General features: G+C 32.9%; 21 protein-coding genes. 19 read left to right on the forward strand and 2 right to left on the reverse strand.

Annotation, left to right across the window (positions count from 1 at the left end):
• Positions 1-17 precede the first annotated feature (17 nt).
• From VOI25_RS05830 to VOI25_RS05900, 15 genes are all read left to right on the forward strand, one after another.
• Positions 18-818 (forward strand): RNA methyltransferase, encoded by an 801-nt coding sequence (locus VOI25_RS05830; protein ID WP_323788076.1) that lies wholly within the window; start codon positions 18-20, stop codon positions 816-818.
• 6 nt (positions 819-824) lie between these two features.
• Positions 825-2,057, forward strand: a complete 1,233-nt coding sequence (locus tag VOI25_RS05835; RefSeq protein WP_323788077.1) for a M48 family metallopeptidase — start codon at positions 825-827, stop codon at positions 2,055-2,057.
• Between the two features lie 96 nt (positions 2,058-2,153).
• Positions 2,154-4,358, forward strand: coding sequence for a RelA/SpoT family protein (locus tag VOI25_RS05840; RefSeq protein WP_323788078.1), 2,205 nt, complete (start codon positions 2,154-2,156; stop codon positions 4,356-4,358).
• 24 nt (positions 4,359-4,382) lie between these two features.
• Positions 4,383-4,838 (forward strand): transcriptional repressor, encoded by a 456-nt coding sequence (locus VOI25_RS05845; protein ID WP_323788079.1) that lies wholly within the window; start codon positions 4,383-4,385, stop codon positions 4,836-4,838.
• Positions 4,839-4,846: 8 nt separating this feature from the next.
• Positions 4,847-6,118, forward strand: coding sequence for an adenylosuccinate synthase (locus VOI25_RS05850; protein ID WP_323788080.1), 1,272 nt, complete (start codon positions 4,847-4,849; stop codon positions 6,116-6,118).
• Positions 6,119-6,308: 190 nt separating this feature from the next.
• Complete coding sequence (locus tag VOI25_RS05855) at positions 6,309-8,003, forward strand: OstA-like protein (RefSeq protein ID WP_323788081.1); 1,695 nt, start codon at positions 6,309-6,311, stop codon at positions 8,001-8,003.
• Entirely contained in the window at positions 8,003-9,190 is a 1,188-nt protein-coding gene (locus tag VOI25_RS05860) for an aspartate aminotransferase family protein (RefSeq protein WP_323788082.1), read from the forward strand. Before VOI25_RS05855 ends, VOI25_RS05860 begins: the two co-directional genes overlap by 1 nt.
• 161 nt (positions 9,191-9,351) lie before the next feature.
• Positions 9,352-10,755: a tetratricopeptide repeat protein gene (locus VOI25_RS05865; protein ID WP_323788084.1), complete on the forward strand. Its 1,404-nt coding sequence runs from the start codon at positions 9,352-9,354 to the stop codon at positions 10,753-10,755.
• Positions 10,756-10,847: 92 nt separating this feature from the next.
• Positions 10,848-11,816 (forward strand): DUF368 domain-containing protein, encoded by a 969-nt coding sequence (locus tag VOI25_RS05870; protein ID WP_323788085.1) that lies wholly within the window; start codon positions 10,848-10,850, stop codon positions 11,814-11,816.
• A complete protein-coding gene (locus VOI25_RS05875; RefSeq protein WP_323788087.1) occupies positions 11,816-12,835 on the forward strand; it encodes a DUF368 domain-containing protein in 1,020 nt (339 codons plus the stop codon). Before VOI25_RS05870 ends, VOI25_RS05875 begins: the two co-directional genes overlap by 1 nt.
• Complete coding sequence (gene aroE, locus VOI25_RS05880; protein WP_323788089.1) at positions 12,828-13,568, forward strand: shikimate dehydrogenase; 741 nt, start codon at positions 12,828-12,830, stop codon at positions 13,566-13,568. Before VOI25_RS05875 ends, aroE begins: the two co-directional genes overlap by 8 nt.
• A 78-nt stretch (positions 13,569-13,646) precedes the next feature.
• Complete coding sequence (locus VOI25_RS05885) at positions 13,647-15,800, forward strand: DUF349 domain-containing protein (protein ID WP_323788091.1); 2,154 nt, start codon at positions 13,647-13,649, stop codon at positions 15,798-15,800.
• A 56-nt stretch (positions 15,801-15,856) separates the two neighbouring features.
• Complete coding sequence (locus tag VOI25_RS05890) at positions 15,857-17,095, forward strand: DEAD/DEAH box helicase (RefSeq protein WP_323788092.1); 1,239 nt, start codon at positions 15,857-15,859, stop codon at positions 17,093-17,095.
• A 25-nt stretch (positions 17,096-17,120) separates the two neighbouring features.
• Positions 17,121-17,507 (forward strand): DUF2306 domain-containing protein, encoded by a 387-nt coding sequence (locus VOI25_RS05895; RefSeq protein ID WP_323788094.1) that lies wholly within the window; start codon positions 17,121-17,123, stop codon positions 17,505-17,507.
• Positions 17,508-17,566: 59 nt separating this feature from the next.
• Positions 17,567-18,883, forward strand: coding sequence for a hypothetical protein (locus tag VOI25_RS05900; RefSeq protein ID WP_323788096.1), 1,317 nt, complete (start codon positions 17,567-17,569; stop codon positions 18,881-18,883).
• A 2-nt stretch (positions 18,884-18,885) separates the two neighbouring features.
• On the opposite strand, the gene VOI25_RS05905 is transcribed toward VOI25_RS05900, so the two are convergent.
• Both VOI25_RS05905 and VOI25_RS05910 read right to left on the reverse strand, forming a co-directional pair.
• On the reverse strand, positions 18,886-19,302 hold the full coding sequence (locus VOI25_RS05905) for a hypothetical protein (RefSeq protein WP_323788098.1): 417 nt from the start codon (positions 19,300-19,302) through the stop codon (positions 18,886-18,888).
• Entirely contained in the window at positions 19,283-19,870 is a 588-nt protein-coding gene (locus tag VOI25_RS05910) for an RNA polymerase sigma factor (protein WP_323788100.1), read from the reverse strand. Before VOI25_RS05910 ends, VOI25_RS05905 begins: the two co-directional genes overlap by 20 nt.
• Before the next feature lie 139 nt (positions 19,871-20,009).
• On the opposite strand from VOI25_RS05910, the gene VOI25_RS05915 reads away from it, so the two are divergent.
• The 4 genes from VOI25_RS05915 (at position 20,010) to VOI25_RS05930 (ending at position 23,583) form a co-directional block, all read left to right on the forward strand.
• Entirely contained in the window at positions 20,010-20,357 is a 348-nt protein-coding gene (locus VOI25_RS05915) for a DUF6249 domain-containing protein (protein WP_323788102.1), read from the forward strand.
• A 122-nt stretch (positions 20,358-20,479) separates the two neighbouring features.
• Positions 20,480-22,267 carry a DUF885 domain-containing protein gene (locus VOI25_RS05920; RefSeq protein WP_323788103.1) on the forward strand — a complete coding sequence of 596 codons (1,788 nt, stop codon included), beginning with the start codon at positions 20,480-20,482 and terminating at the stop codon, positions 22,265-22,267.
• Positions 22,251-23,237 (forward strand): hypothetical protein, encoded by a 987-nt coding sequence (locus tag VOI25_RS05925; protein WP_323788104.1) that lies wholly within the window; start codon positions 22,251-22,253, stop codon positions 23,235-23,237. The genes VOI25_RS05920 and VOI25_RS05925 overlap by 17 nt, the downstream gene beginning before the upstream one ends.
• Positions 23,230-23,583, forward strand: a complete 354-nt coding sequence (locus tag VOI25_RS05930; protein WP_323788106.1) for a MauE/DoxX family redox-associated membrane protein — start codon at positions 23,230-23,232, stop codon at positions 23,581-23,583. Before VOI25_RS05925 ends, VOI25_RS05930 begins: the two co-directional genes overlap by 8 nt.
• The last annotated feature ends 47 nt before the right edge of the window (positions 23,584-23,630 follow it).

Genomic DNA, 23,630 nt, shown 5'->3' on the forward strand with positions numbered 1-23,630 from the left:
ACAGAATTAATCAATAAATGCAACTTAAAGAGATTACTAGCACGCAAAATCCACTGGTAAAACAGATACTTGTTTTAAAAGAAAAATCTCGTGAACGTAAAAAATCAGGATTATTTTTAATAGAAGGTCAGCGTGAACTTTCATTAGCAATAAAAGGTGGTTATCAAATTGAAAAATTATTGTTTTATCCTGACCTCGTTACGGAGGAACAACGTAGTAACCTAAAAGTATCTCAATTTAACACGATTGAAATCTCAAAAGAGGTGTTTCAAAAATTAGCACATCGACATACAACAGAAGGCATTATTGCGATTGCAAAAAACAAATCACATCTCCTAAAGAATTTACAGCTTACAAGTAAGAATCCATTAATCTTAATCGCTGAAGCTCCAGAAAAACCTGGCAACATTGGAGCATTATTACGAACAGCAGATGCTGCAAAAGTTGATGCTGTGATTATTGCCAATCCAAAAACCGATGTATACAATCCTAATATTATTCGCTCAAGTGTAGGTTGTGTTTTTACTAATCAAATCGTTATGGGTTCTACATCTGAAATTATTGAATTTCTAAATCAGAACAACATTAACACCTATTGTGCAGCATTACAAGCTTCTACAGATTATCATACCCAAGATTACACCAAACCCACTGCAATTGTTGTTGGTACAGAGGCTGATGGATTAACAAATGAATGGCTTGAAGCTTCTACTCAAAACGTTATTATACCTATGCAAGGTGAAATAGATAGTATGAACGTTTCTGTTGCTGCAGGAATTCTTATTTTTGAAGCAAAACGGCAACGAGATTTCAAATAAAAACACATGACCTCAACTACGTTATTCTACATTATTATTGGCATTATTATCATCAACTTTATTATTGATAAAATCCTTAATGCCTTAAATGCTAAACATTATGACGATGTCATTCCTGAGGAGTTAAATGATGTTTATGACGACGACGATTATAAAAAGTCCCAAGCTTATAAAAAAACCAATTATAAGTTCGGAATCTTAAGTTCTACATTTTCCATTGTATTGACGCTTGCTTTTTTCTTACTGGATGGTTTTGAATATGTAGACCATATTGCAAGAAGTTATACAGAAAACCCAATAGGAATTGCCTTGCTATTTTTCGGAATTATTATGATTGGTAGTGATCTTATTTCAACTCCTTTTTCGATATATAAAACGTTTGTGATTGAAGAAAAATTCGGGTTCAATAAAACAACGGTTAAAACCTTTGTTCTAGACAAAATAAAAGGGCTACTCATGTCTATCATTATAGGTGGTGGCATTTTAGCGCTTGTCATTTGGTTTTACCAACAAACACAAGAACAGTTTTGGTTGTATACTTGGGGAATTATTACGGTTTTTACAGTATTTATGAACCTATTTTATGCGCGACTAATTGTGCCATTATTCAACAAACAAACACCATTAGAAGATGGTACTTTGCGTGAACAAATTTCAGAATATGCACAATCGGTTGGTTTTAGTTTAAAGAATATTTTTGTAATTGATGGTTCAAAACGAAGTACAAAAGCAAATGCTTACTTTTCTGGTTTCGGCAGCGAAAAGCGCATTACATTGTACGATACTTTAGTTAATGATTTAGAGGAAGAAGAAATTGTTGCTGTATTAGCACATGAAGTTGGTCATTATAAACGAAATCATATAATTTTCAATCTGGTGACTTCAATTTTACTCACAGGAATTATGTTATTTATCTTGTCTATTTTCATATCAAATCCATTGTTATCAAATGCATTGGGTGTTGAAATTCCTAGTTTTCATGTTGGTTTAATTGCCTTCGGAATGCTCTACTCTCCTATTTCAGAACTTATTGGATTGGCCATGAATTACATCTCGCGCAAATTTGAGTACCAAGCTGATGATTATGCAAAAACAACGTATAAAGCTGAACCCTTAATTACCTCCTTAAAAAAATTGTCAAAAAACAGTTTGAGTAATCTCACACCTCACCCTTCTTATGTTTGGATGCATTATTCACATCCCACACTTTTAGAACGTATTAGAAATTTGAGAAGATGATGTTTTGAGACCTGTTAGTAGCTCATATTAAACTTCATAAAAAACAAAACCAAAAAACACATTGCACATTACATTTCTTATTGCTACTTTAGTTTTATGGCAGAAGTAGACATCGAAAAAGAAAATGCAGAGATTGCAAAAGCTTATAAAGACCTTCTTAAGGTAAGCTACCAAACACTTACAGCGACAGATAAGAAATTAATTCGTCATGCGTTTGAGGTAGCTGTCGATGCTCATAAAGATCAACGTCGCAAGTCTGGTGAAGCTTATATCTTTCACCCAATTGCTGTAGCGAAAATCGTTGCAGGTGAAATTGGTTTAGATGCCACTTGTATTGCAGCAGCATTGCTTCACGATGTCGTTGAAGATAATCCAAATTATACACTCGCAGATATTAGCCAAATGTTTGGCGAAACTATTGCTCGTATCGTTGACGGATTAACAAAAATTTCATCCTTAAATAAGGATAAAGACGTTTCGACACAAGCAGAAAACTTCCGAAAGATGTTGCTCACACTAAATGATGACGTGCGAGTAATTATTATTAAAATCGCAGACCGACTCCATAACATGCAAACAATGGATTCAATGCGAGCAGATAAACAAGAAAAAATTGCTTCAGAAACCTTATACATTTATGCGCCTTTAGCCCACAGAATTGGTCTTTATAATATTAAAACAGAACTAGAAGACTTAGGACTAAAATACACAGAACCCGAAGTCTATAATGACATCCTTGAAAAAATTCAAGAGAGCAAAGAAGAACAAGATAATTACATCCAAGAGTTTTCAAAGGTTATTGTCGACTCTTTAGATAGCGAAGGTTTAAATTATGAGATTAAAGGTCGACCAAAATCTATTTATTCCATAAGACGGAAAATGGTCAAGCAAGGTGTTGATTTTGATGAAGTTTACGATAAATTCGCTGTTAGAATTATTTATAAATCCGATTTTGAAAACGAAAAATTTCTCTCTTGGAAAATATATTCAATCGTCACAGACCACTTCACTCCTAATCCAACTCGATTACGTGATTGGATTTCATCACCAAAATCAACTGGATATGAAGCACTACATATTACAGTTATGGGACCGAAAGGGCGTTGGGTAGAAGTCCAAATTCGAAGTGAGCGAATGAATGAAATAGCGGAAAAAGGCTATGCAGCTCACTACAAATACAAACAAGGAAATGCCGAAGATGCATTAGATACTTGGATTGATAAATTACAAGAAGCCCTAGAAAGTAACGAAACTAATGCTGTAGATTTTGTAGAGCAATTCAAACTCAACCTATACGCTAAAGAGATTTATGTATTCACTCCAAATGGAGATTTAAAATCATTACCTAAAGGTGCAACTCCCTTAGATTTTGCTTTTAGCGTGCACACTCAAGTTGGCATGAAAACACGTGGCGCAAAAGTAAATGGAAAGTTAGTCCCTTTAAGTCATGAGCTCAATAGTGGTGATCAAGTAGAAATATTAACTTCTGAAAACATAAAACCAAACAGCAACTGGCTAGATTACGCGACTACAGCGCGAGCTCGAAGCAAAATAAAATCATCGCTGAAAGACGAGAAAAAAGAAGTTGCAGAAGACGGGAAAGAGATTTTAAGGCGTAAACTAAAACAACTCAAAATTAGTTTAGACGAAAAATCGATTAATGAAATGGTCAATCATTTCAAATTAAAAACAAGTCTCGATTTATTTTACCGAGTTGGTATCGGAACCATAGACAATAAAATGCTCAAGGAGTATGCAGCTTCTCGAAGCAATATGTTTATGTCTTACATCAAAAGTAAGATTCGTAAACCAACCGTAGCTCCAGATCTTGATAAAGATGAAATTACTGCCAAATATGATATGCTCGTTTTTGGTAAAGAAGAAGAAAAACTTGATTATAAATTATCGACCTGCTGTAATCCTATTCCAGGTGATAATGTGTTTGGTTTCCTGACGATTAATGAAGGCATTAAGGTTCATAAAAAAAATTGCCCGAATGCATTAAGCTTACAATCTAATTATGCATATCGTATCATGCTAGCCAAATGGATTGATTCGTCACAACAAGAATTTTCAGCACAATTAACCTTATCTGGAATTGATAATTTAGGCTTAGTAAACAATATCACTAAAGAGATTTCTTCAAACATGCACGTAAACATGAAAAGTATCAGTTTTGATACGGATGGTGGCATTTTTTCTGGAAAGATAAATGTTGTAGTTACTAACAATACAATGTTGAAAAAACTTATGGATAACCTTAAAAAAATTAATGGAATAGATAAGGTGACAAGAGTATAATTGTGTAAATTCGCAACACAAATTATGAGTGCAAATACAGAACAGAGTAACCAAGACATTGTAAAGAACGTTTTTACAAAATTCCTTGAAGAAAAAGGTCATAGAAAAACACCTGAACGCTACGCGATACTTCAAGAGATTTATGATAGTGAGGAGCATTTTGATATTGAATCTTTATACATCAAAATGAAAAACAAAAACTATCGTGTAAGTCGTGCTACACTTTATAATACAATTGAAATTCTTCTGGAATGTGCTTTGGTTCGCAAACATCAGTTTGGACAAAATCAAGCACATTATGAAAAATCATATTTCGACAAACAACATGATCATGTTATCCTAACTGATACAGGTGAAGTTATCGAGTTTTGCGATCCTCGAATACAGTCCATAAAAAAGACGATTGAGGAGGTCTTTGATATTTCAATTTCTAATCATTCACTCTACTTTTACGGAACAAAAAACAAACCAACTAACTAGATTATACAATGGCAGTAGATTTACTACTAGGACTACAATGGGGAGACGAAGGCAAAGGTAAAATTGTTGATGTACTCACCTCCAAATACAATATCATTGCTCGTTTTCAAGGTGGACCAAATGCTGGGCACACTTTAGAATTTGACGGTATTAAGCATGTATTAAGAACAATTCCTTCAGGCATATTTCATAAAGAATCTATCAATGTCATTGGTAATGGTGTTGTCATAGATCCTGTTGTTTTTGTACAAGAATTAGATGGTTTAGATCAATTCAAATTAGATTACAAATCAAACTTGATTATTTCAAGAAAAGCACATGTGATTCTACCAACACATCGTTTGTTAGACGCTGCGTCTGAAACCTCCAAAGGGAAAGCTAAAATTGGCTCTACGCTTAAAGGTATTGGTCCAACATACATGGATAAAACTGGTCGTAACGGCATTAGAATTGGCGATCTTGAATTAGACAATTGGAAAGAAAAATATAGAGCTTTAGCTAATAAGCATGAAGCAATGATTGGATTCTATAATGTAGATATTCAATACGATTTAAAAGAAATGGAAGAAGAATTCTTTGCAGCCGTTGAACGCTTAAAAGGACTACAATTTATAGACAGCGAAGAATATTTAAACCAAGCTTTAAAAAATGGTAAACCCATTTTAGCCGAAGGCGCTCAAGGATCCTTATTGGATATCGATTTTGGAACCTATCCATTTGTAACGTCATCAAACACTACTGCTTCTGGTGCTTGTACTGGATTAGGAGTAGCTCCAAATAAAATTGGAGAAGTCTTCGGAATTTTTAAAGCCTATACAACACGAGTAGGCTCTGGACCATTTCCTACTGAATTATTTGACAAAATTGGTGCTGATATGGCTCGAATTGGTCATGAGTTTGGTGCTGTTACTGGTCGACCTCGTCGTTGTGGTTGGTTAGATTTAGTAGCACTAAAATATGCTTGTCAGGTTAATGGCGTGACACAATTGAGCATGATGAAAGGTGATGTGCTCTCAGGTTTTAAAACACTTAAAGTATGTACAGCTTACAAATATAAAGGGGAAACGATTTCGCATTTACCATTTAATATTGAAGCCGAAAACGTAACACCGATCTACACTGATTTTAAAGGCTGGAAAGAAGATTTAACTAAAATGAGAGATGTCTCTCAGTTTCCAAAAGAACTTAATGAGTATATCGAATTCCTTGAAAAAGAGCTAGAAATTCCTATCACTATAGTTTCGGTTGGACCAGATAGAACACAAACAATCAATAGATAAACTTAAAAGTATCTATTAAAAATCTGTTAAGGCATACTATTCCGAAGAGATAATAGTTATTTTTGGAGCAAAATATAACACCTTGAATCTAGTTTTCAGATACATACTTTTACTTGCTTGTTGTTTTTCAACATTACTTACCTATTCACAACAACCTAAAAAAATTAGGATTGAATATTCTGGTTTTACTGTGAAAGATTCTCTCAAAGGAGAAAATATTACAACGTTTGTTAGAAGTGATCAAGCACAAATTCATATCGTACATGAAGACATTGACATGTGGTGTGACAAAGCCATCTATTATCAAAATGAAGATTTTATTGAAGCCTTTAGTGATGTAATCGTAAAACAAGGTGATACAATTAACATGACCTCAAAATATGTTGAGTATAGTGGTATTACAAAAATGGCTTTTGCAGCTGGTGATGTTGTACTTACCGAACCTCAATCTGTTTTAACCACAGATACCCTTTATTTTGACAGAACAAAACAAGAAGCATATTATAGAACTACCGGCAAAGTCGTTAGAGATTCTTCAGGAACGATTACTAGTCAGATTGGTCGTTATTATATGAATGACAGTAAATATCGCTTTCTAAAGGATGTAGTATTAGTTAATCCAGAGTACACCCTTAACACAAATCAATTAGATTTTTATTCAGAAACAGGACATTCATATTTATATGGTCCTTCAACAATAGTTGGAGATTCAAGTAAAATATATTGTGAACGTGGATTTTACGACACCAATAATGATACTGGTTATTTTCTGAAAAATTCAAAAATAAACTACAACAACAGAGAAGTTATTGGTGATAGTCTTTACTTTGATAGAAACCGAAGCTTTGCGTCTGCAAGCAATAATATTGTCGTAACAGACACGATTAATAAAAGCATCATTAAAGGTCATTATGCAGAAATATTTCGAGCAAAAGATTCTGTATTTATTACAAAACGAGCTTTAGCAATTACTGTTCAAGAGACAGATTCTATCTACATTCATGCAGATACACTAATGATTACTGGTAAACCAGAACATCGCATCACACGAGCATTTTACAACGCAAAAATGTATAAGAGTGATATGAGTGGTAAAGCAGATTCTATTCATGCAGATCACAAGACTGGCTTAACTCAGCTCATCAATTTAGACCGTTTTTCATCTACAGAAGCTTATGCTCAAAAGAGAAGACCTATTCTTTGGAATTTAGGCAATCAGATGACTGGAGATTCTATTCATTTGATTTCTAATGTAGAAAAAGAAGAATTGGATTCCTTAAAAGTATTTAATAATGCGTTCCTAATCAGTAAAGATTCTATTGGTGAGGGTTTCAACCAAATTAAAGGTCAGAAATTAATCGGTTTATTTGAAAATAATGAATTGTATAATGTGGATATTATAAAGAATGCTGAAATCATCTTTTACTCAAGAAATGATAATGACTCACTAATAGGAATAAACAAATCCAAATCTGCAAAAATCAATATGAAATTTGAAGACGGTTATAAAATTGTCACACTTTTTAATCAAGTAGATGGTGAAATTTATCCAGAATCACAATTTCCAAAAAATGCTCGTAAATTTAGAGGATTCGATTGGCGTGAAGACGAACGACCAAACAGTATTGAAGATTTATTTAGTGAAGATGCACCTTTCGAACTTCCCATTATAAAAGGACTTGACGATTATATTCCTGAAGAGGAGTTTTTTGATGAAGCCTTATTTAAACGTATAGATTCAGCAAGAGAAAAAGATAAAGACGAGATCAATAAAGCGGAACGTAATTTACCGAAACCAACGAAAGCGATCAAATCAAAACGCGACTCTTTACAACAACAAAACTTACCCAAACCATTAATTAATAAGGTAAAAAAAGAGAACTAATGCTAGATGATTTTTTTAAATATCAAGCACAAACTACACCTCATCCTTTAGCCATGTCCATTTCTCATGCAGAAGGTTCTTACATCTACGATACAAACAACAAAGCATATTTAGATTTTGTTGCTGGCGTATCTGCGTGCAGTTTAGGTCATAAACATCCTAAGGTTGTTCAGGCTATAAAAGATCAACTAGACAAGTATTTACACGTTATGGTTTATGGTGAATATATTCAGGAGCCAGCAGTAGAATTAGCAAAATCACTTGCAAAACACTTACCAAAACCATTAGAAACGACCTATCTAACCAATTCTGGTACTGAAGCTATAGAGGGTTCTTTAAAGCTTGCAAGACGTGTTACTGGAAGAAGCGAAATTATAGCTGCTCATCACGCTTATCATGGAAATACTATGGGTTCTTTAAGCGTAATGGGTTATGAAGCACGTAAAACGGCATTCAGACCTCTTATTCCTGATGTTAGATTTATAACCTTTAATAGTGCTGAGGAATTGTCACACATTACGACCAAAACTGCAGCCGTTATTTTGGAAACCATTCAAGGTGGCGGAGGTTTTATTGAACCTCAAAATGATTACTTACAAAAAGTACGTAAACAATGTGATAACGTTGGAGCATTACTGATTCTTGATGAAATACAACCAGGATTTGGTAGAACTGGAAAACTATTTGGATTTGAACACTACAATTGTATTCCAGATATTCTTGTCACAGGTAAGGGACTTGGAGGCGGTATGCCTATTGGTGCATTTACATCGTCTAAATCGATGATGGACTTGCTACAAGACCATCCAAAACTAGGGCACATCACAACCTTTGGTGGTCATCCAGTAATTGCTGCAGCTGCCTTAGCAACTGTGAAGGAAATCACCGAATCAGAACTGATGTCTCAAGCACTTGAAAAAGAACAATTAATTCGTAAACATTTGGTTCATCCGCTTATTTCTGAAATTAGAGGAAAAGGATTAATGTTGGCAGCAATCACTCCTTCTGCAGACATCACAAACCAAGTAATTTTGAGATCTAAGGACAAAGGATTGATTTTATTTTGGTTACTTTTTGAACAAAAAGCAATAAGAATTACACCTCCATTGACCATTTCAAATGATGAAATCCTTAAGGGATGTTCTATTATAACCCAAATTTTAGATGAAATTAACTCTAATTTATAAATTAAATAATTCAGTGCAACATTTTGATTTCCAATAATTAAAACTGGTTTATTTCAAACAAAACTACAACTGTTGATTACTTTGTTGAAAAGATTGGCACCAATAATGATGTTTTTGAACTGATAAGAGTAATTTTAAATAACGGTAATTCAAATTTGCATATGGAGTTTAGTCAACCTGACGACAACAATAATTTTTCGCTTACACGCTTCGAATCCATGCTTAAAACAAATCATGTTTTATTCTTTGATTCGAACGAATTTGAAAATATCATCCATCACTATCTCGAAAGTGGCAAAATTGCCTTGGCTAAAAAAGCTATTAAATTAGGCCTAGAACAGCATCCTACTTCTGTTAATTTAAAACTATTTTTAACAGAAATCTATATCTTAGAAAACAAATTCACAGAGGCTGACGACGTTTTAAATGAGCTCCATATTGTTGAGCCTTCTAACGATGAAATTTATATTCAAAAAGCAAGTGTATTCTCAAAGCAAGATATGCACGAAAAAGCAATTGACACCTTAAAAATTGCTTTAAAACTAAATCAAGATGATGAAGGTCTAACCGATTTATTTGCACTTATTGGAATGGAATACTTATTCTTAGACCAATTTGAAAATGCCAGAGAATATTTCTCAAAATGTTTAGCTATTGACCTTGAAGATTATTCTGCCTTATATAACATTATTTATTGCTATGATTTTCTAGATCAGAACAATGAAGCTATCGACTTCTTAAATATTTATTTAGACAAAAATCCGTATTGCGAAGTTGCTTGGCATCAATTAGGACGTCAGTATTTTACAGTAAAAGATTACGATAAAGCTTTAGCTGCTTTTGATTTTGCCATTATTTCTGATGATAGATTTGTTGGTGCCTATTTAGAAAAAGGAAAAGTACTAGAAAAGAAAAAGCATTATTTAGAAGCCATTGAAAACTATAAAGTGACGCTAGCTCTAGATGAACCTACCTCTTTTGCATTACTCAGAATTGGGTATTGTCACGAAAAACTAGGTCAAGACGATTTGGCTGTCCAGTATTTTTATAGAACAGTGCACGAAGATCCTTTATTAGATAAAGGATGGATTGCAATCACGAAGTTCTATAACAGAAAACAAAATTTTCAAAAGGCATTGTTTTATATCAATAAAGCCATCAATATCGATGGAGAAAATGTCATCTATTGGAAATTATATGCACAAATTAATCATCGACTTAACTTTTTAGAAGAAGCCGAACGTGGTTATAAGAAAACTTTAGATTTAGGCAATTACGAACTTCAAACTTGGTTATCTAGAACCGACATTCTTATTGATCTTGGTGAATACGAAGCTGCTATTTTAAATTTGATTCAAGCCGCAGAATTTTATCCAGAAACTGCAGAAATAGAATTTCGTTTAGCTGGTTTACACTTTACATTACACGAAAGTAGAAAAGGACATTATCATCTAAAAAACGCATTGCTTTTAGATCCTGAATACGATTTCATTCTTGATGAATTGTTTCCAAACGTAGTACAGAAACCGTCTGTTCAACAACTCATTTCAGCATCAAAAAAATAATTCAATTTTAAGTTTTCATTTTTTATTAATCCGTTTTTTAGTTTAAAAATAGTCATTCCTATTTCATACCTTTACTGCTCTTATTTGCAAAAATGATTAGACAATTTAAAGATTACTTATTTATTACTTTTAAAGGAATTGCCATGGGAGCTGCAGATGTAGTTCCTGGAGTTTCAGGAGGCACAATAGCATTTATTTCTGGTATTTACGAAGAACTAATCGAAAGCATCGACAACTTAAACCTTAGTGTTTTCAAAGTTTGGAAAAAAGATGGTTTTAAAACAGCATGGAGCTCAATAAACGGAAGCTTTTTATTAGCTTTATTTTCGGGAATTGCCATTAGTATTTTATCGCTAGCGAAATTGATAAAATGGCTTTTACATAATGAACCAATATTGTTGTGGGCTTTCTTTTTCGGACTTGTTTTAGCAAGTATTCTTTATATAGGAAAACAAATACAATCTTGGTCACCCAAAATTATATTGGCAATAATTATAACCTCTATCCTATCCTATTTTATTACTCTTGCCGAACCTTTTGCATCACCAGACAGTCCTTTTTATCTTTTATTTTGTGGCTTCATTGCCATAATCGCTATGATTTTACCAGGCGTTTCCGGAGCATTTATTTTACTAATTCTTGGTGCTTATGAAACTGCAATTAACACTGTAAACAATCTCATTGAAGGTGTCACAACTGGTAATTGGGATATCTTAAAAGGTGCCTTACTTAACTTTTTCTTGTTAGCTATTGGAGCCGTTGTTGGTTTGAAAGTATTTTCAAAAGCCCTTAATTGGATGTTTAAACATCATAAAAATCTAACTTTAGCCATTCTAACAGGATTTATGATTGGATCTTTAAATAAGATTTGGCCATGGAAAAACGTATTAAAAACACGTATCAATTCTGAAGGCATAGAGGTTACTGTTTTAGATGAAAGTATTCTACCTTCATCATATACTGGTGATCCACAAATCTTATTTGCTGTGATTTTTGTTGTTATCGGATTTGCTACCATCCTAATTCTAGAAAATTTAGGTCATAAAAAATCTAAAGCGTAATGGAAAACACAAGAACCTTTAAAGATCGTCTATTCTTGGTCATTAAAGGACTTGGTATGGGAGCGGCTAACAAGGTTCCTGGTGTTTCTGGAGGCGTAGTAGCATTTGTTGCTGGATTTTACGAAGAGTTTATATTTTCTTTACAACGCGTCAATAAAACAGCATTCAAATTATTGTTTAATGGACGATTCAAAAGTTTTTACCAATATATAAACGGAAGATTTTTAGCCCTTTTGTTTTCTGGAATGATCATTAGTTATTTTAGTGTTTCTAAAATTCTAGACTACTTCCTTCAAAATTATGAGCTCTATGTTTGGAGTCTTTTCTTTGGAATGATTATCGGATCTATTTATTACATCAATAAAGATTTTAAGGATTGGAATTACAAAAGCCTTACCGCTTTAACTATTGGAATTATTCTAGGTGTAGGTATAAGTTTTTTAGATCCAGCCACAGAAAATGATAATTTAATATTTGTATTTTTCTGCGGAATAATTAGTGTTTCCGGTATGACCTTACCTGGATTTTCTGGGTCTTTCATTTTGATTCTTCTTGGTAATTATGTACTCTTATTAGTAGATTCAGTAAATGCTCTTTTTGATACATTTTCAGAAATCATAACTGGTGATTTTAGTTTTCTTCAAAATGAAATTAGAGTCCGACTTCTAAAAGTATTAATTGTATTCACACTAGGTTCTGCAGCTGGATTAGTCACATTTTCTCACGTATTAAGTTATGTGCTTAAACACTACAAAAGCATCACCACAGCATCCATAATTGGTTTTATTATTGGCTCTTTAGGTGTCGTTTGGCCTTGGAAAAAAACTATTTTCAAAGCCCAGGATGATGGTGGTTTTCTCCTCGACTCTAGAGGTGAAAAAATTATAGCCAATTACGAACGCTTTTTACCCGAATTGCATAGTGAAACCTATTTTGCTTTTGGTTATATTGTATTAGGAATTTTAGTCGTACTTGCGCTTGAGTGGTATGGCCAACGCACAAAACGAACTCATGTCTAGATTAGGATTATTAGGAAAAGACATTGCATATTCATTCTCTAGAGGCTATTTCAAAATCAAATTTGAAACAGAGAATTTGCCGTTTACATATGAGAATTTTGATCTTGATGACATTTCTATGTTTCCAAAACTTTTACGAGACAATCCCAATATCTCTGGTTTCAATGTAACCATTCCCTATAAAGAGCAGGTCATTCCTTATCTGGATAAATTAGATAAAAAAGCTAAAAAAATTGGTGCTGTAAATACAATTACTATTGATTCACAAGGGCGTTTAAAAGGCTATAATACAGACTACTATGGTTTTAAAAAATCTATAAAGCCTTTTCTAAAAAAACACCATAAAAAAGCATTAATATTAGGTACTGGTGGAGCTTCAAAAGCCATAGCATATACATTTAAAAAACTAAACATCACCTTTGATTATGTATCTAGAACTACGAAATCAAACGCCAAGTTTACCTATGATAATTTGACAATAGACGATATAAAAAACTACAAAATCATCATCAATTGCACTCCTGTTGGAACGTTTCCAGATGTAACTAATTGTCCGAAAATCCCTTATGATGGGATCACCGATAAACATTTACTGTACGATTTGATTTACAATCCTGAAGAAACAACGTTTCTAAAATCTGGAAAGATCAAAGGTGCTCAAATATGTAACGGACTTAAAATGCTAGAGTTTCAGGCTGAAAAGTCATGGCGCATTTGGAATTTAAACGTATAAACCTTCTAAATAGAGTTACTTTTTTGTAAATCAGTCATCGATTAGTATCTTAGCCTTCTAATATAAAAACATTGAAAAATGTCTGAGAACGATAACCTGCTTAATGCAGATGGAAAGATTGAATTAAATACTTCAGAAGCACCTCAAAAAAACGAGGAAACAAAAGCTGCTGACGAATCAACTTCAGAAGAAGCAAAAGATGCTAGCGAAACTGTCGAAACTTCAACTGAAGAGACTTCGGAAAAAGAAGCATCGAATGAAGTCGAAACAACTTCCGAAATCATAAAAGAGGAAATTACAGAAACCACAGAAGAGACTACTGTTGAAACTGAAGCTGTTTCCGAAGATGCAATAGAAGAGGTTGTAGAGAATACTGCAGTTGAAGAAGAGGTTTCAGAAACTAAAGCTGGTGCTGATTCTGAAACGTCTAAAAAAGCCGATGCACATGTTGAAGAGATTGAAGAAGCAAATGCTGAAGATGCTGAAGATGAAACCAATGCTGAACGTCATGAGCTCGAGACAAAAGACTACCATGCCATGTCAATGGAGCAATTAGCCATTGAACTTGAGACACTTATACAAGACAAGAAAATACAAACTATTAAATCTCAAGTAGATGAGATTAAATCTGAGTTTCATTCAAAATTTGGAGAACTTCTAGATGAAAAGAAAGAAGAATTTTTAAGTGAAGGCGGAAACGAAATTGATTTTTACTTTACGACTCCAGTAAAAAAGCGTTTTAATGACGCTTACAAATCCTACCGAAATACACTAAATGCTTATTACAAAAACCTAGAGACTAATTTAAAGCAAAACTTAGAAAACAGGCTTGCTATTATTGAAGAAATCAAAGGTCTCATTAATGTTGAAGAAAACATTAATACAACGTATAAGCATTTTAAAGATTTACAAGAACAGTGGAGAAATGCTGGTCCAATTCCTAGAGATCGTTATAATAATGCATGGAATTCTTATCATCATCATGTTGAAGTTTTCTATGACTTTTTACATTTAAATCGTGATTTACGCGATATGGATTTCAAGCATAATCTTGACCAAAAAACAAAGATTATTGAACGTGCTGAAGAACTTGCAGCAGATGACAACATTAACAGGTCATTTAGAGAATTGCAAGTTTTACATAAATTATGGAAAGAAGAATTAGGTCCTGTAGACAGAGAACATAGAGAAGACATTTGGCAACGATTTAGTAATGCTACTAAAACAATTCATGATAAGCGTCAGGCTTACTATGCCGATTTAGATAAAGCTCATGAAGGCAATTTGGCTAGAAAAGAAGCAATTATTGCTAAAATTGATGACATCGCTAAAGATCAGCCTAAAAGTCATCAAGCTTGGCAAAATAAAATCAAAGCAATAGAAGCGCTACGTCAAGATTTTTTCAATGCTGGTAAAGTGCCAATTAAAGTAAATGATGCTACTTGGACAAAATTTAAAACAGCTGTAAGAAATTTTAATAGAAGTAAAAACAACTTTTATAAGTCGCTTAAAAAAGATCAATACGACAATCTTCATAAAAAGCAAGAATTGATCAAAATTGCTGAAGACAATAAAGACAGTGACGATTTTGAAACCACAACATCTCTAATGAAGAAAATCCAATCGGATTGGAAAAACATTGGACATGTACCAAGAAAGGATAGTGATAAAATATGGAAGCAATTTAAAAAAGCTTGTAATCATTATTTTGATAGAATGCATGAAGAGAAAAATGCAGCTAGTAAAGAAGAAATGGCTGCCTTTGAACAGAAATCAGCTTTATTAGAGACTGTAAAAGCTATCGAACTTGTTGGAAAGCCAGAGAAAGATATCGAAACTATAAAAGAGCAAATCCATGCTTGGAAAGCCATAGGACATATACCATCAAACAAACGTTACATCGATGGTAAATTCAATAAAGCAATTGATGCACTTTTTGGAAAGTTAGATATGGATAAGGCGAAGCTTGAGATGATTAAGTTTGAAAACAAACTGGAAACCTTGTCTAAGCCAAATGACACACGTTTATTGGACAACGAACAAAACTATATCAGAAAGAAAATTGGTGAAATTAAAGGTGAAATTAATCAGCTCGAAAACAACATGCAGTTCTTTTCAAATGTTGACGAATCAAATCCTTTGGTAAGAGATGTGATTAAGAATATAAATAATCACAAAGACAATCTTCAAACTTGGAAAGATAAGCTTAGAAAAGTGAAGAGCATGTACTAAGTATTAATTAGGTTAAAGCTCAACAAAACAACTATCTTTGCGAGAAATGTAAATTCATGTCTTTCAAAGCACTTAATCTAAATAAAACGATTGTCAAAGCTATTGATGAAGCAGGTTATACAGAACCTACTTTAATTCAAGAGCAAACTATCCCATTAGTATTAGACAAAAAAGATGTCATTGCTTCAGCACAAACTGGAACAGGAAAGACAGCTGCCTTTGCATTACCTATTTTGCAATTGTTATTCGACAAACAAGATGCGCCAAAAAAAGGAAAAAAAATAAGAGCTTTAATCGTAAGTCCAACACGAGAACTTGCGGCTCAAATTGGCAAAAACTTTAATACCTATTCTAAATATACCAATTTAAGGACTACAGTAGTTTTTGGAGGAACTAGCATTGAACCTCAAATTGATGTTCTAAAAAAAGGCGTCGACATTGTTGTAGCGACTCCTGGACGTTTATTGGATTTACATAAACAAGATATAATAAATCTAGATTATATAGAGATTTTAGTTTTAGATGAAGCCGATTTAATGTTAGATATGGGATTCATTGATGACGTTAAGAAAATCGAACGTTTATGTCCTGAAACCAAACAAAATCTTTTATTTTCTGCAACAATGCCCTTTAAAGTAGAGCAATTGGCTAACACCATTTTAAATGCACCCGAACGTATTGAAGTCACTCCTACATCTTCAGCTGCAAATAATGTGAGCCAGATTTTATACTATGTTCCGAAGCGAAATAAAGTTGAACTCTGTCTACATTTATTACGCAATACCATCAAAGGCAAGCGCATTCTTATTTTTAGACGCACAAAATTTGGTGTGGATAAACTAGAAAACACATTAAGTAATAATGGTTATAGTGTAGAGCGTCTTCATGGTGACCGAACTCAAAGCGAAAGACAAACGGCATTAAATAAGTTTAAGCATGCCGAAGTTAATATTTTAATTGCCACAGATGTCGCAGCTCGTGGTATTGATATTAATGAATTAGATGCAGTGATAAATTTTGATTTACCTAATATTCCTGAAACCTATGTGCATCGAATTGGGAGAACTGGTCGAGCTGGTAATTTTGGAAAATCGTATTCTCTGTGCTCTGCAGATGAAAAAAGTTATGTTAAGAGCATTCAGCAATTGATAAATGTTCAAATTCCGGTTGATGACAATCATCCTTATCCTTTAGATCCAAAAGCGAAACCCATCGTTCATAAAAAACAAGGAAGCAAATATAAAAAAGGTCGGAAGGGAGAAGGTTCTAAAAAGAAAAAAAAACGTTGGTACTAATTAACTGTAAGCAATTTAAAAAAATATGACTTACGACACTTTAATGTTTTTGCATTTATATACAGTAATTCCTTGTGTGTTTATTGGTGGTTTTCTTTTAATAATTAAAAAAGGAACATTAGTTCATAAACGATTAGGAAGAATGTATATGGTTCTTATGCTTTTTACAGCAATTGTTACACTCTTTATGCCGGCTGCAGTTGGTGGTCGAATTCTAAATCATTTTGGATGGATTCATTTGTTCAGTTTTTTAACGCTTTGGACTGTTCCTACAGCCTACTTAGCCATTAAAAAAGGTGACGTAAAATCTCATAAGCGAAAAATGATTTTACTTTATTTTGGTGCTATTATTATCGCTGGTGCTTTTACATTTACACCAGGTCGTTATTTGCATGAGGTGTTTTTTAATTGAAAAATTTTTAATCTGTTAATCAATAAAAGTGATTATCTTTAATCTCAAATCCAACCTTTATGAGTTCAGATTATAATAATCCAGCGTTTAAAAAGTTACTAAAGCGACTTCAAGAGGAAAGTTGGCAACTTGAATTAATTATATCTGGTTTTGCCATTTTTGGACTTATAACTGCTATTGGACCAATAAGTGAAGCTGCTAATATTGCCCAATCAAAGCAACAGTTAGTGTTGACAATCGTACTTGGCATTGCAGTTGTTTCTTGTGCAATTCTCATTTTTAATTTATTACTCCATGTTGTATTGCGTGGACTTTGGATTGGTACTTTAGGGTTACGATATGTCTCAGGAGATATTGATTATGACTCCCTAAATTATAGTGAAAAATTCACTAAATATCTCAAGAAAAAAGTAGGCTCTTTTGATAAATATGTAGCTACTTTAGAGAATTATTGTAGTATAATTTTTGCTGTTTCATTCCTTTTGATTTTTTATGTTTTAGCATTAACATTTACCATTCTTTCAATAGTTCTGGTTGCCACACAAATTATTGATAATGATGCTCTACCAGAAACACTAAGAACAATTGTAGGTGTTGTATTTATTCTCTTTTTCATCTTCGGAATGGTTCTCACATTTATAGATTTCATTACCCAAGGTTGGCTCAAAAAGAAAAAATGGATCTCTAAGTTTTATTTCCCTGTGTATTGGGTATTTAGCTTTATAACCTTATCCTTTTTATATCGACCTTTGGTTTATAATTTCTTGGATAATAAATTTGGAAAACGACTGAGTTTTGTCTTATTACCAGTGTACTTAGCCATCTTAGTCTTATCGTCTTTTCATTATAGATCTTCAAATTATTTTGATAATGTCGATTTTTCTTCTGAAACGACAGCGAGACGAATTAACTATCTTGATGTCCTGAATGAGAACGAGCATGTAGACGAATTTGCTATATCATCAAAGGTAGTCACAACACCATACTTAAATATATTTATGGAACTTACTGATAATGTAGAAAACAATGTATTTAATTACAATCCAGATTTAAGACCTGAAAATGACAAAAGAGGGTTGAGAAGTAATATGATTGTTACAGGTGATATCAACTGGTCTACAATTAGAAAACGACAGAAAGACTATTTAAATACCATAAACCAAATCTACAAAGTAAGAATAGACAGTACCTATTACGACTCAGAATTCATCTTATCTGAAATTAAACAAAAAGATATAGGCTTTGAAACCTTTGTTGGTATTAATGATTTAGAGGAAGGCAAACACCTTTTAAAAGTTATTAGAAAACGAATAAAAGATGGAGATACTGTACGACATTCTGTATGCAAAATCCCTTTTTGGTATTTTAAAGACTAGCTTTATTCAAGTCGCTTATTAAAATATTGTTTTAATAGAGGAATTTGAATGCAAAGCATGAGTAACATAAATAAAGTTGCATAAACCGTTATTTGAGAAAAATCCTGACCTGCAAAAGGGTTTGGGAATTCAATACTTGGAAATTGCATCTGATTTAAACTCAGATCTTTTAACCAACTACTCTTACTATCAGGTGCTTTAACTATAGAATACCCAACTATAGCAACAACTCCAAGAGCAATAAGCAACCAAATGCGTTTAGAAATTAATGGCACATACGTTGTAGCCTTAGCAGTATTTAAAGCTTTTATTTGAGTCATTATCCTTTGTGTAAAATCAAACGAAGGACTTTCAACTGCTGATTTACCAATTACTTTTCGTGACAAATCGTCTAAATGTTTATCTGCGTTCTCTTTCATAATAATCAATTATATCTGGTTCTAATTGCGACTTTAAAATGGTTGCCAACTTTTTTCGGCTTCTAAATAATTTCACTTTTATTGAGTTTGCTGTAATGCCAACAATCTTTGAAATTTCATCTAAAGATAAGTCATCAAAATAATATAAGGTCAACAGAAAACTTTCTTCACTAGGCAAAATATCAATACACTTCTGTATGGCCACATTTCGCTCTTTAGTTTCCATCTTATCTAATGCATTGTCAATTGTAAGTACTTGATGTGTATTAAATTCATTTATTTCAATAGTATTCAAATGCTTTTTATTCTTTTTTATTCTATCCAAGCAACTGTTATATGCAACTCTATAAATCCATGTTGAAAGTTTTGAATCCCCTTTAAACTTGTCAAGAGATTTATATGTTTTTATAAATGTGTCTTGAGCAACTTCTTCTGCCTCTTCTCTATTCTTTAGCATGCGTAAGGCTAAAGTAAAAACCAAGTCTTTATGACGATCTACCAAAACAGCAAATGCATTGGTATCGCCTTCAACAATTTGATTGATGAGTGTTTGGTCGTTGGTGGTCATTTTTATAATAAGACGACACAAATATTTGTATGGTTACAACATATTAAAAAAACTTTTTTCAAAAATTATGTAACCTAAAAGAAACATTTGTCGTCATAAGCTCAGAACATATAAATTTAATCAATTAAAAAACAACATTATGAACGGAGAAATTCTCATACCAATTAGCATGTTTCTTGCACTGTTTGGAGTAATCTACCTATACTTATCTACAAGAAACAAAGAGCGTTTAGCACTCATTGAAAAGGGCGCAGATGCCACAATTTTCATGAAAGGAAAAGGTCACACTGCTCCAATCTGGAAAGTGCTAATTCTAAATTTTGCCCTATTATTAATGGGTATTGGAATTGGCATCTTTATAGCATCAATACTACATTACAACTTAGGTGTAGAAGAAGATGTTGCTTTCCCTGGCACTATATTTTTAATGTCTGGATTAGGATTATTCGCTGGTTTTACAATGACTAAAAATTTAGACAAGGAGTAAAAAGACTTCAACCAACTAATTTTTAAAAACTGCTATGCAATCGATAGCAGTTTTTTTTATGCTTTTTTTAACTTCAATATTATGTACCTTTAGCCTTTAAAAATGAAAAATAAAGTATCAAAATGAAAAAAATATTTGCCCTAATATTAATTACAATTTGCTTTTCTGCATGTAAAGACGATAAAAAAATTCCTGTGACTGAAATGACTGTTGTTACGAACAAAGCCTTTGAAGATGTATTAGAAAATTACTATCAAGATGGTTTAAAACTTAACCCTTTAAATGCTACTTCAGCAGGTGATCATAGATATAATGATCAATTACCTAATGTTTTATCTGATGAATATGTGCAACAAATAAAAGATTATTATCAAAATTATAAAACTAAACTTAATTCTTTTGATGATACCGAACTTACCAAAAATCAGCAATTAAGTAAGCAAGTTTTAAATTGGGAATGTGAGATGTCCCTTGCAAGTTTCGCTTTCAATGAAGACTTGATGCCAATTAACCAAATGTGGTCACTTCAATTAAATATTGGACAGTTAGCTGGTGGAACAAGTTCGCAACCATTCAAAACAATGGAAGACTATAACAATTGGTTAAAGCGAATGGATGGATATTTAGAGTGGATGAATTCTGCTGAAGAAAAAATGAAAAAAGGTATTGAACTTGGTTATGTGTTACCAAAGTCGTTGATTGTAAAAGTACTTCCGCAGTTAGAAGCACTCACAACAACTAATGTTGATGAGCACTTATTTTACAATCCAATTAAAAATATTCCAGATAGCTTTTCTGAAGAAAATAAAGCAAAAGTTACAAGAGCTTACAAATCATTAATCAAAAATAAAATTGCTCCAGCTTATAAAAAATTACATGCGTTTATGAGCACGACGTATTTAGAAGCAGGACGAACCACTAGTGGAGTTTCAGATATACCTAATGGTGAGGCGTATTACAATCACCAAATAAAGTTTTTCACTACAACTACCATGACTGCTGACGAAATTCATGAGTTAGGCTTAAAAGAAGTTGCACGTATTCTTTCTGAAATGGAAGTCGTTAAAAAGCAAGTTGGTTTTGAAGGTGATATAATAGCGTTTTTCGATTATGTTCGAAATAATAAAGAGTTAATGCCTTTTGACGACCCAATGAGTGTTGTACATAATTTCAATGAAATTCATGACACCATGAAACCTCAAATTGCAAAGCTTTTTGATTTAAAACCCAAAACAGCTTTTGAGGTACGTCGTACAGAAGCATTTCGTGAAGCTTCGGCAAGTGCAGAATACAATCCAGGAGCAGTAGATGGTTCACGACCAGGTATTTTTTATACACCAATTCCTGATGCAACAACATACAATGTGTTTACTGATGAAGCCTTATTCTTACATGAAGCTATTCCAGGACATCACTATCAAATATCATTACAACAAGAAAATAAAGACTTACCAAACTTCAGAAAAACACTGTGGTATAGTTCTTATGGTGAAGGCTGGGCTTTGTATTGTGAATCACTAGGAAAAGAGCTAGGTTTATACACAGATCCTTATCAGTATTTCGGAATGCTAAGTATGGAAATGCATCGTGCCATTCGTTTGGTTGTCGATACAGGAATTCATACTAAAGGATGGTCTAGAGAAAAAGCTATAAAATATTCGCTCAAAAATGAAGCAGAAAGTGAAGCTAGCATCACCTCAGAAATTGAACGTTATATGGCAATGCCTGGACAAGCGTTATCCTATAAAATTGGTCAACTTAAAATATTAGAATTACGCGCTAAAGCTGAAAAAGAGTTAGGCGATAAATTTGAAATTGCACAATTTCACAATCAGGTGTTAGAATCTGGATGTATCCCTTTAGCCTTATTAGAAACTAAAATCGATAATTGGATTGCAACTTTTAACTAAATATATCTCAATACTAATTTTATGTATTGTTGCTAATGGTTTTGCACAAACCAAAGTAATTAGCACCGAAACCGATTATCCTGTATCGTACGCTACCATTTCTTTTGGTGATGGTCAAGGTATTTTTGCCGACGATGAAGGCTATTTTTATTTTACAAAAAAATTATATCCTGATGTTGATTCGCTATACGTTTCGGCATTAGGTTTTAAAGACAAAGTGATTGCTACAGTTAATCTTCCAAAATCCATTTTTTTAGAAACTGAAACCAACACTTTAGACGAAGTTGTAATACGAACAACTGTAAACAGAAAGTTTAAAACCGAAACTCTAAAACCCTATTTAGATGACGATTACTACAAATGTTGGCTTCCAACAATAGAAAGTGAAATCGCTGTGTTTTTCCCTAACGAAGATGATAAATTAAAAAAAATAACCTCAGTTTTATTTCCTATTACTTTAGAATCTCGTGATTGGAAAAAGCGCAATCGCAGTAATGCTGACAAAAGATCTTTTTCGACCTTGTTTAAGGTTAAGTTTTATAAAAACAATAAAGGCGTTCCTGGAGATGCGCTCACCTATTCTAATATCGTATTTAGAGCAACTGAAAAAAATGGAGATGAGTTTAAACTTGATGTTTCAGAACATGATTTAATTATACCAGAAGAAGGCTTTTTTGTGTCGCTTCAAGTATTAGGTTATACTGATGCTAAAGGTAAACTCTTACCTAATAAAAAATACAAAGAAATAAAGACGAAAACTGGCAGTGTTAAAATACCTACTAATTTTAGACCTTTACTTCCTTTTACAGATGAGATAACCGATTATCGAACTTATATTAAACGTGTGTTTATTCAAGGCAATAATTGGGTTCAATTTAAAAAAGGAAATGGGATAGAATCGGGATTACTTAGAACTGATCTTAACAACTATGGTATTGGAATTTCCTTTAATATCTACAAAGATGAATAGTTCTTGGCTGTTATATGTAATGCCTTTAATGTATGTTGTAGCTGGTACGATGCATTTTATCAAACCTAAAGCATACATGCGAATTATGCCACGTTATTTACCAAATCCTAAATTATTGGTCTACTTAAGTGGTATCGCAGAAATTGTATTAGGTATCGCTCTTTGCATTCCTGCATTAGAAGTATATGCCGTTTACGGGATAATAGCCATGTTACTTGTATTTTTATTAGTGCATTTTTATATGTTATCAGGTGAAAAGGCAAGTGCAGGCATACCAAAATGGATTTTGATTATCCGCATTCCGCTGCAATTTGGATTGATGTACTGGGCTTGGTGGTATTTGTAAATTCTAACTATAGTTATATCAAATCTTAATACTACATCCAAAAAGCA

Origin of the sequence: Psychroserpens sp. (assembly GCF_034670085.1) — a bacterium.
Lineage (GTDB): Bacteria > Bacteroidota > Bacteroidia > Flavobacteriales > Flavobacteriaceae > Psychroserpens.

What these genes read in the sequence shown, in the direction of transcription:
- VOI25_RS05830 (WP_323788076.1), top strand. Translation starts at nt 18, where the DNA reads ATGCAACTTAAAGAGATTACTAGCACGCAAAATCCACTGGTAAAACAG.
- VOI25_RS05835 (WP_323788077.1), top strand. Translation starts at nt 825, where the DNA reads ATGACCTCAACTACGTTATTCTACATTATTATTGGCATTATTATCATC.
- VOI25_RS05840 (WP_323788078.1), top strand. Translation starts at nt 2,154, where the DNA reads ATGGCAGAAGTAGACATCGAAAAAGAAAATGCAGAGATTGCAAAAGCT.
- VOI25_RS05845 (WP_323788079.1), top strand. Translation starts at nt 4,383, where the DNA reads ATGAGTGCAAATACAGAACAGAGTAACCAAGACATTGTAAAGAACGTT.
- VOI25_RS05850 (WP_323788080.1), top strand. Translation starts at nt 4,847, where the DNA reads ATGGCAGTAGATTTACTACTAGGACTACAATGGGGAGACGAAGGCAAA.
- VOI25_RS05860 (WP_323788082.1), top strand. Translation starts at nt 8,003, where the DNA reads ATGCTAGATGATTTTTTTAAATATCAAGCACAAACTACACCTCATCCT.
- VOI25_RS05865 (WP_323788084.1), top strand. Translation starts at nt 9,352, where the DNA reads ATGGAGTTTAGTCAACCTGACGACAACAATAATTTTTCGCTTACACGC.
- VOI25_RS05870 (WP_323788085.1), top strand. Translation starts at nt 10,848, where the DNA reads ATGATTAGACAATTTAAAGATTACTTATTTATTACTTTTAAAGGAATT.
- VOI25_RS05875 (WP_323788087.1), top strand. Translation starts at nt 11,816, where the DNA reads ATGGAAAACACAAGAACCTTTAAAGATCGTCTATTCTTGGTCATTAAA.
- aroE (WP_323788089.1), top strand. Translation starts at nt 12,828, where the DNA reads ATGTCTAGATTAGGATTATTAGGAAAAGACATTGCATATTCATTCTCT.
- VOI25_RS05885 (WP_323788091.1), top strand. Translation starts at nt 13,647, where the DNA reads ATGTCTGAGAACGATAACCTGCTTAATGCAGATGGAAAGATTGAATTA.
- VOI25_RS05890 (WP_323788092.1), top strand. Translation starts at nt 15,857, where the DNA reads ATGTCTTTCAAAGCACTTAATCTAAATAAAACGATTGTCAAAGCTATT.
- VOI25_RS05895 (WP_323788094.1), top strand. Translation starts at nt 17,121, where the DNA reads ATGACTTACGACACTTTAATGTTTTTGCATTTATATACAGTAATTCCT.
- VOI25_RS05900 (WP_323788096.1), top strand. Translation starts at nt 17,567, where the DNA reads ATGAGTTCAGATTATAATAATCCAGCGTTTAAAAAGTTACTAAAGCGA.
- VOI25_RS05905 (WP_323788098.1), bottom strand. Translation starts at nt 19,302, where the DNA reads ATGAAAGAGAACGCAGATAAACATTTAGACGATTTGTCACGAAAAGTA.
- VOI25_RS05910 (WP_323788100.1), bottom strand. Translation starts at nt 19,870, where the DNA reads ATGACCACCAACGACCAAACACTCATCAATCAAATTGTTGAAGGCGAT.
- VOI25_RS05915 (WP_323788102.1), top strand. Translation starts at nt 20,010, where the DNA reads ATGAACGGAGAAATTCTCATACCAATTAGCATGTTTCTTGCACTGTTT.
- VOI25_RS05920 (WP_323788103.1), top strand. Translation starts at nt 20,480, where the DNA reads ATGAAAAAAATATTTGCCCTAATATTAATTACAATTTGCTTTTCTGCA.
- VOI25_RS05930 (WP_323788106.1), top strand. Translation starts at nt 23,230, where the DNA reads ATGAATAGTTCTTGGCTGTTATATGTAATGCCTTTAATGTATGTTGTA.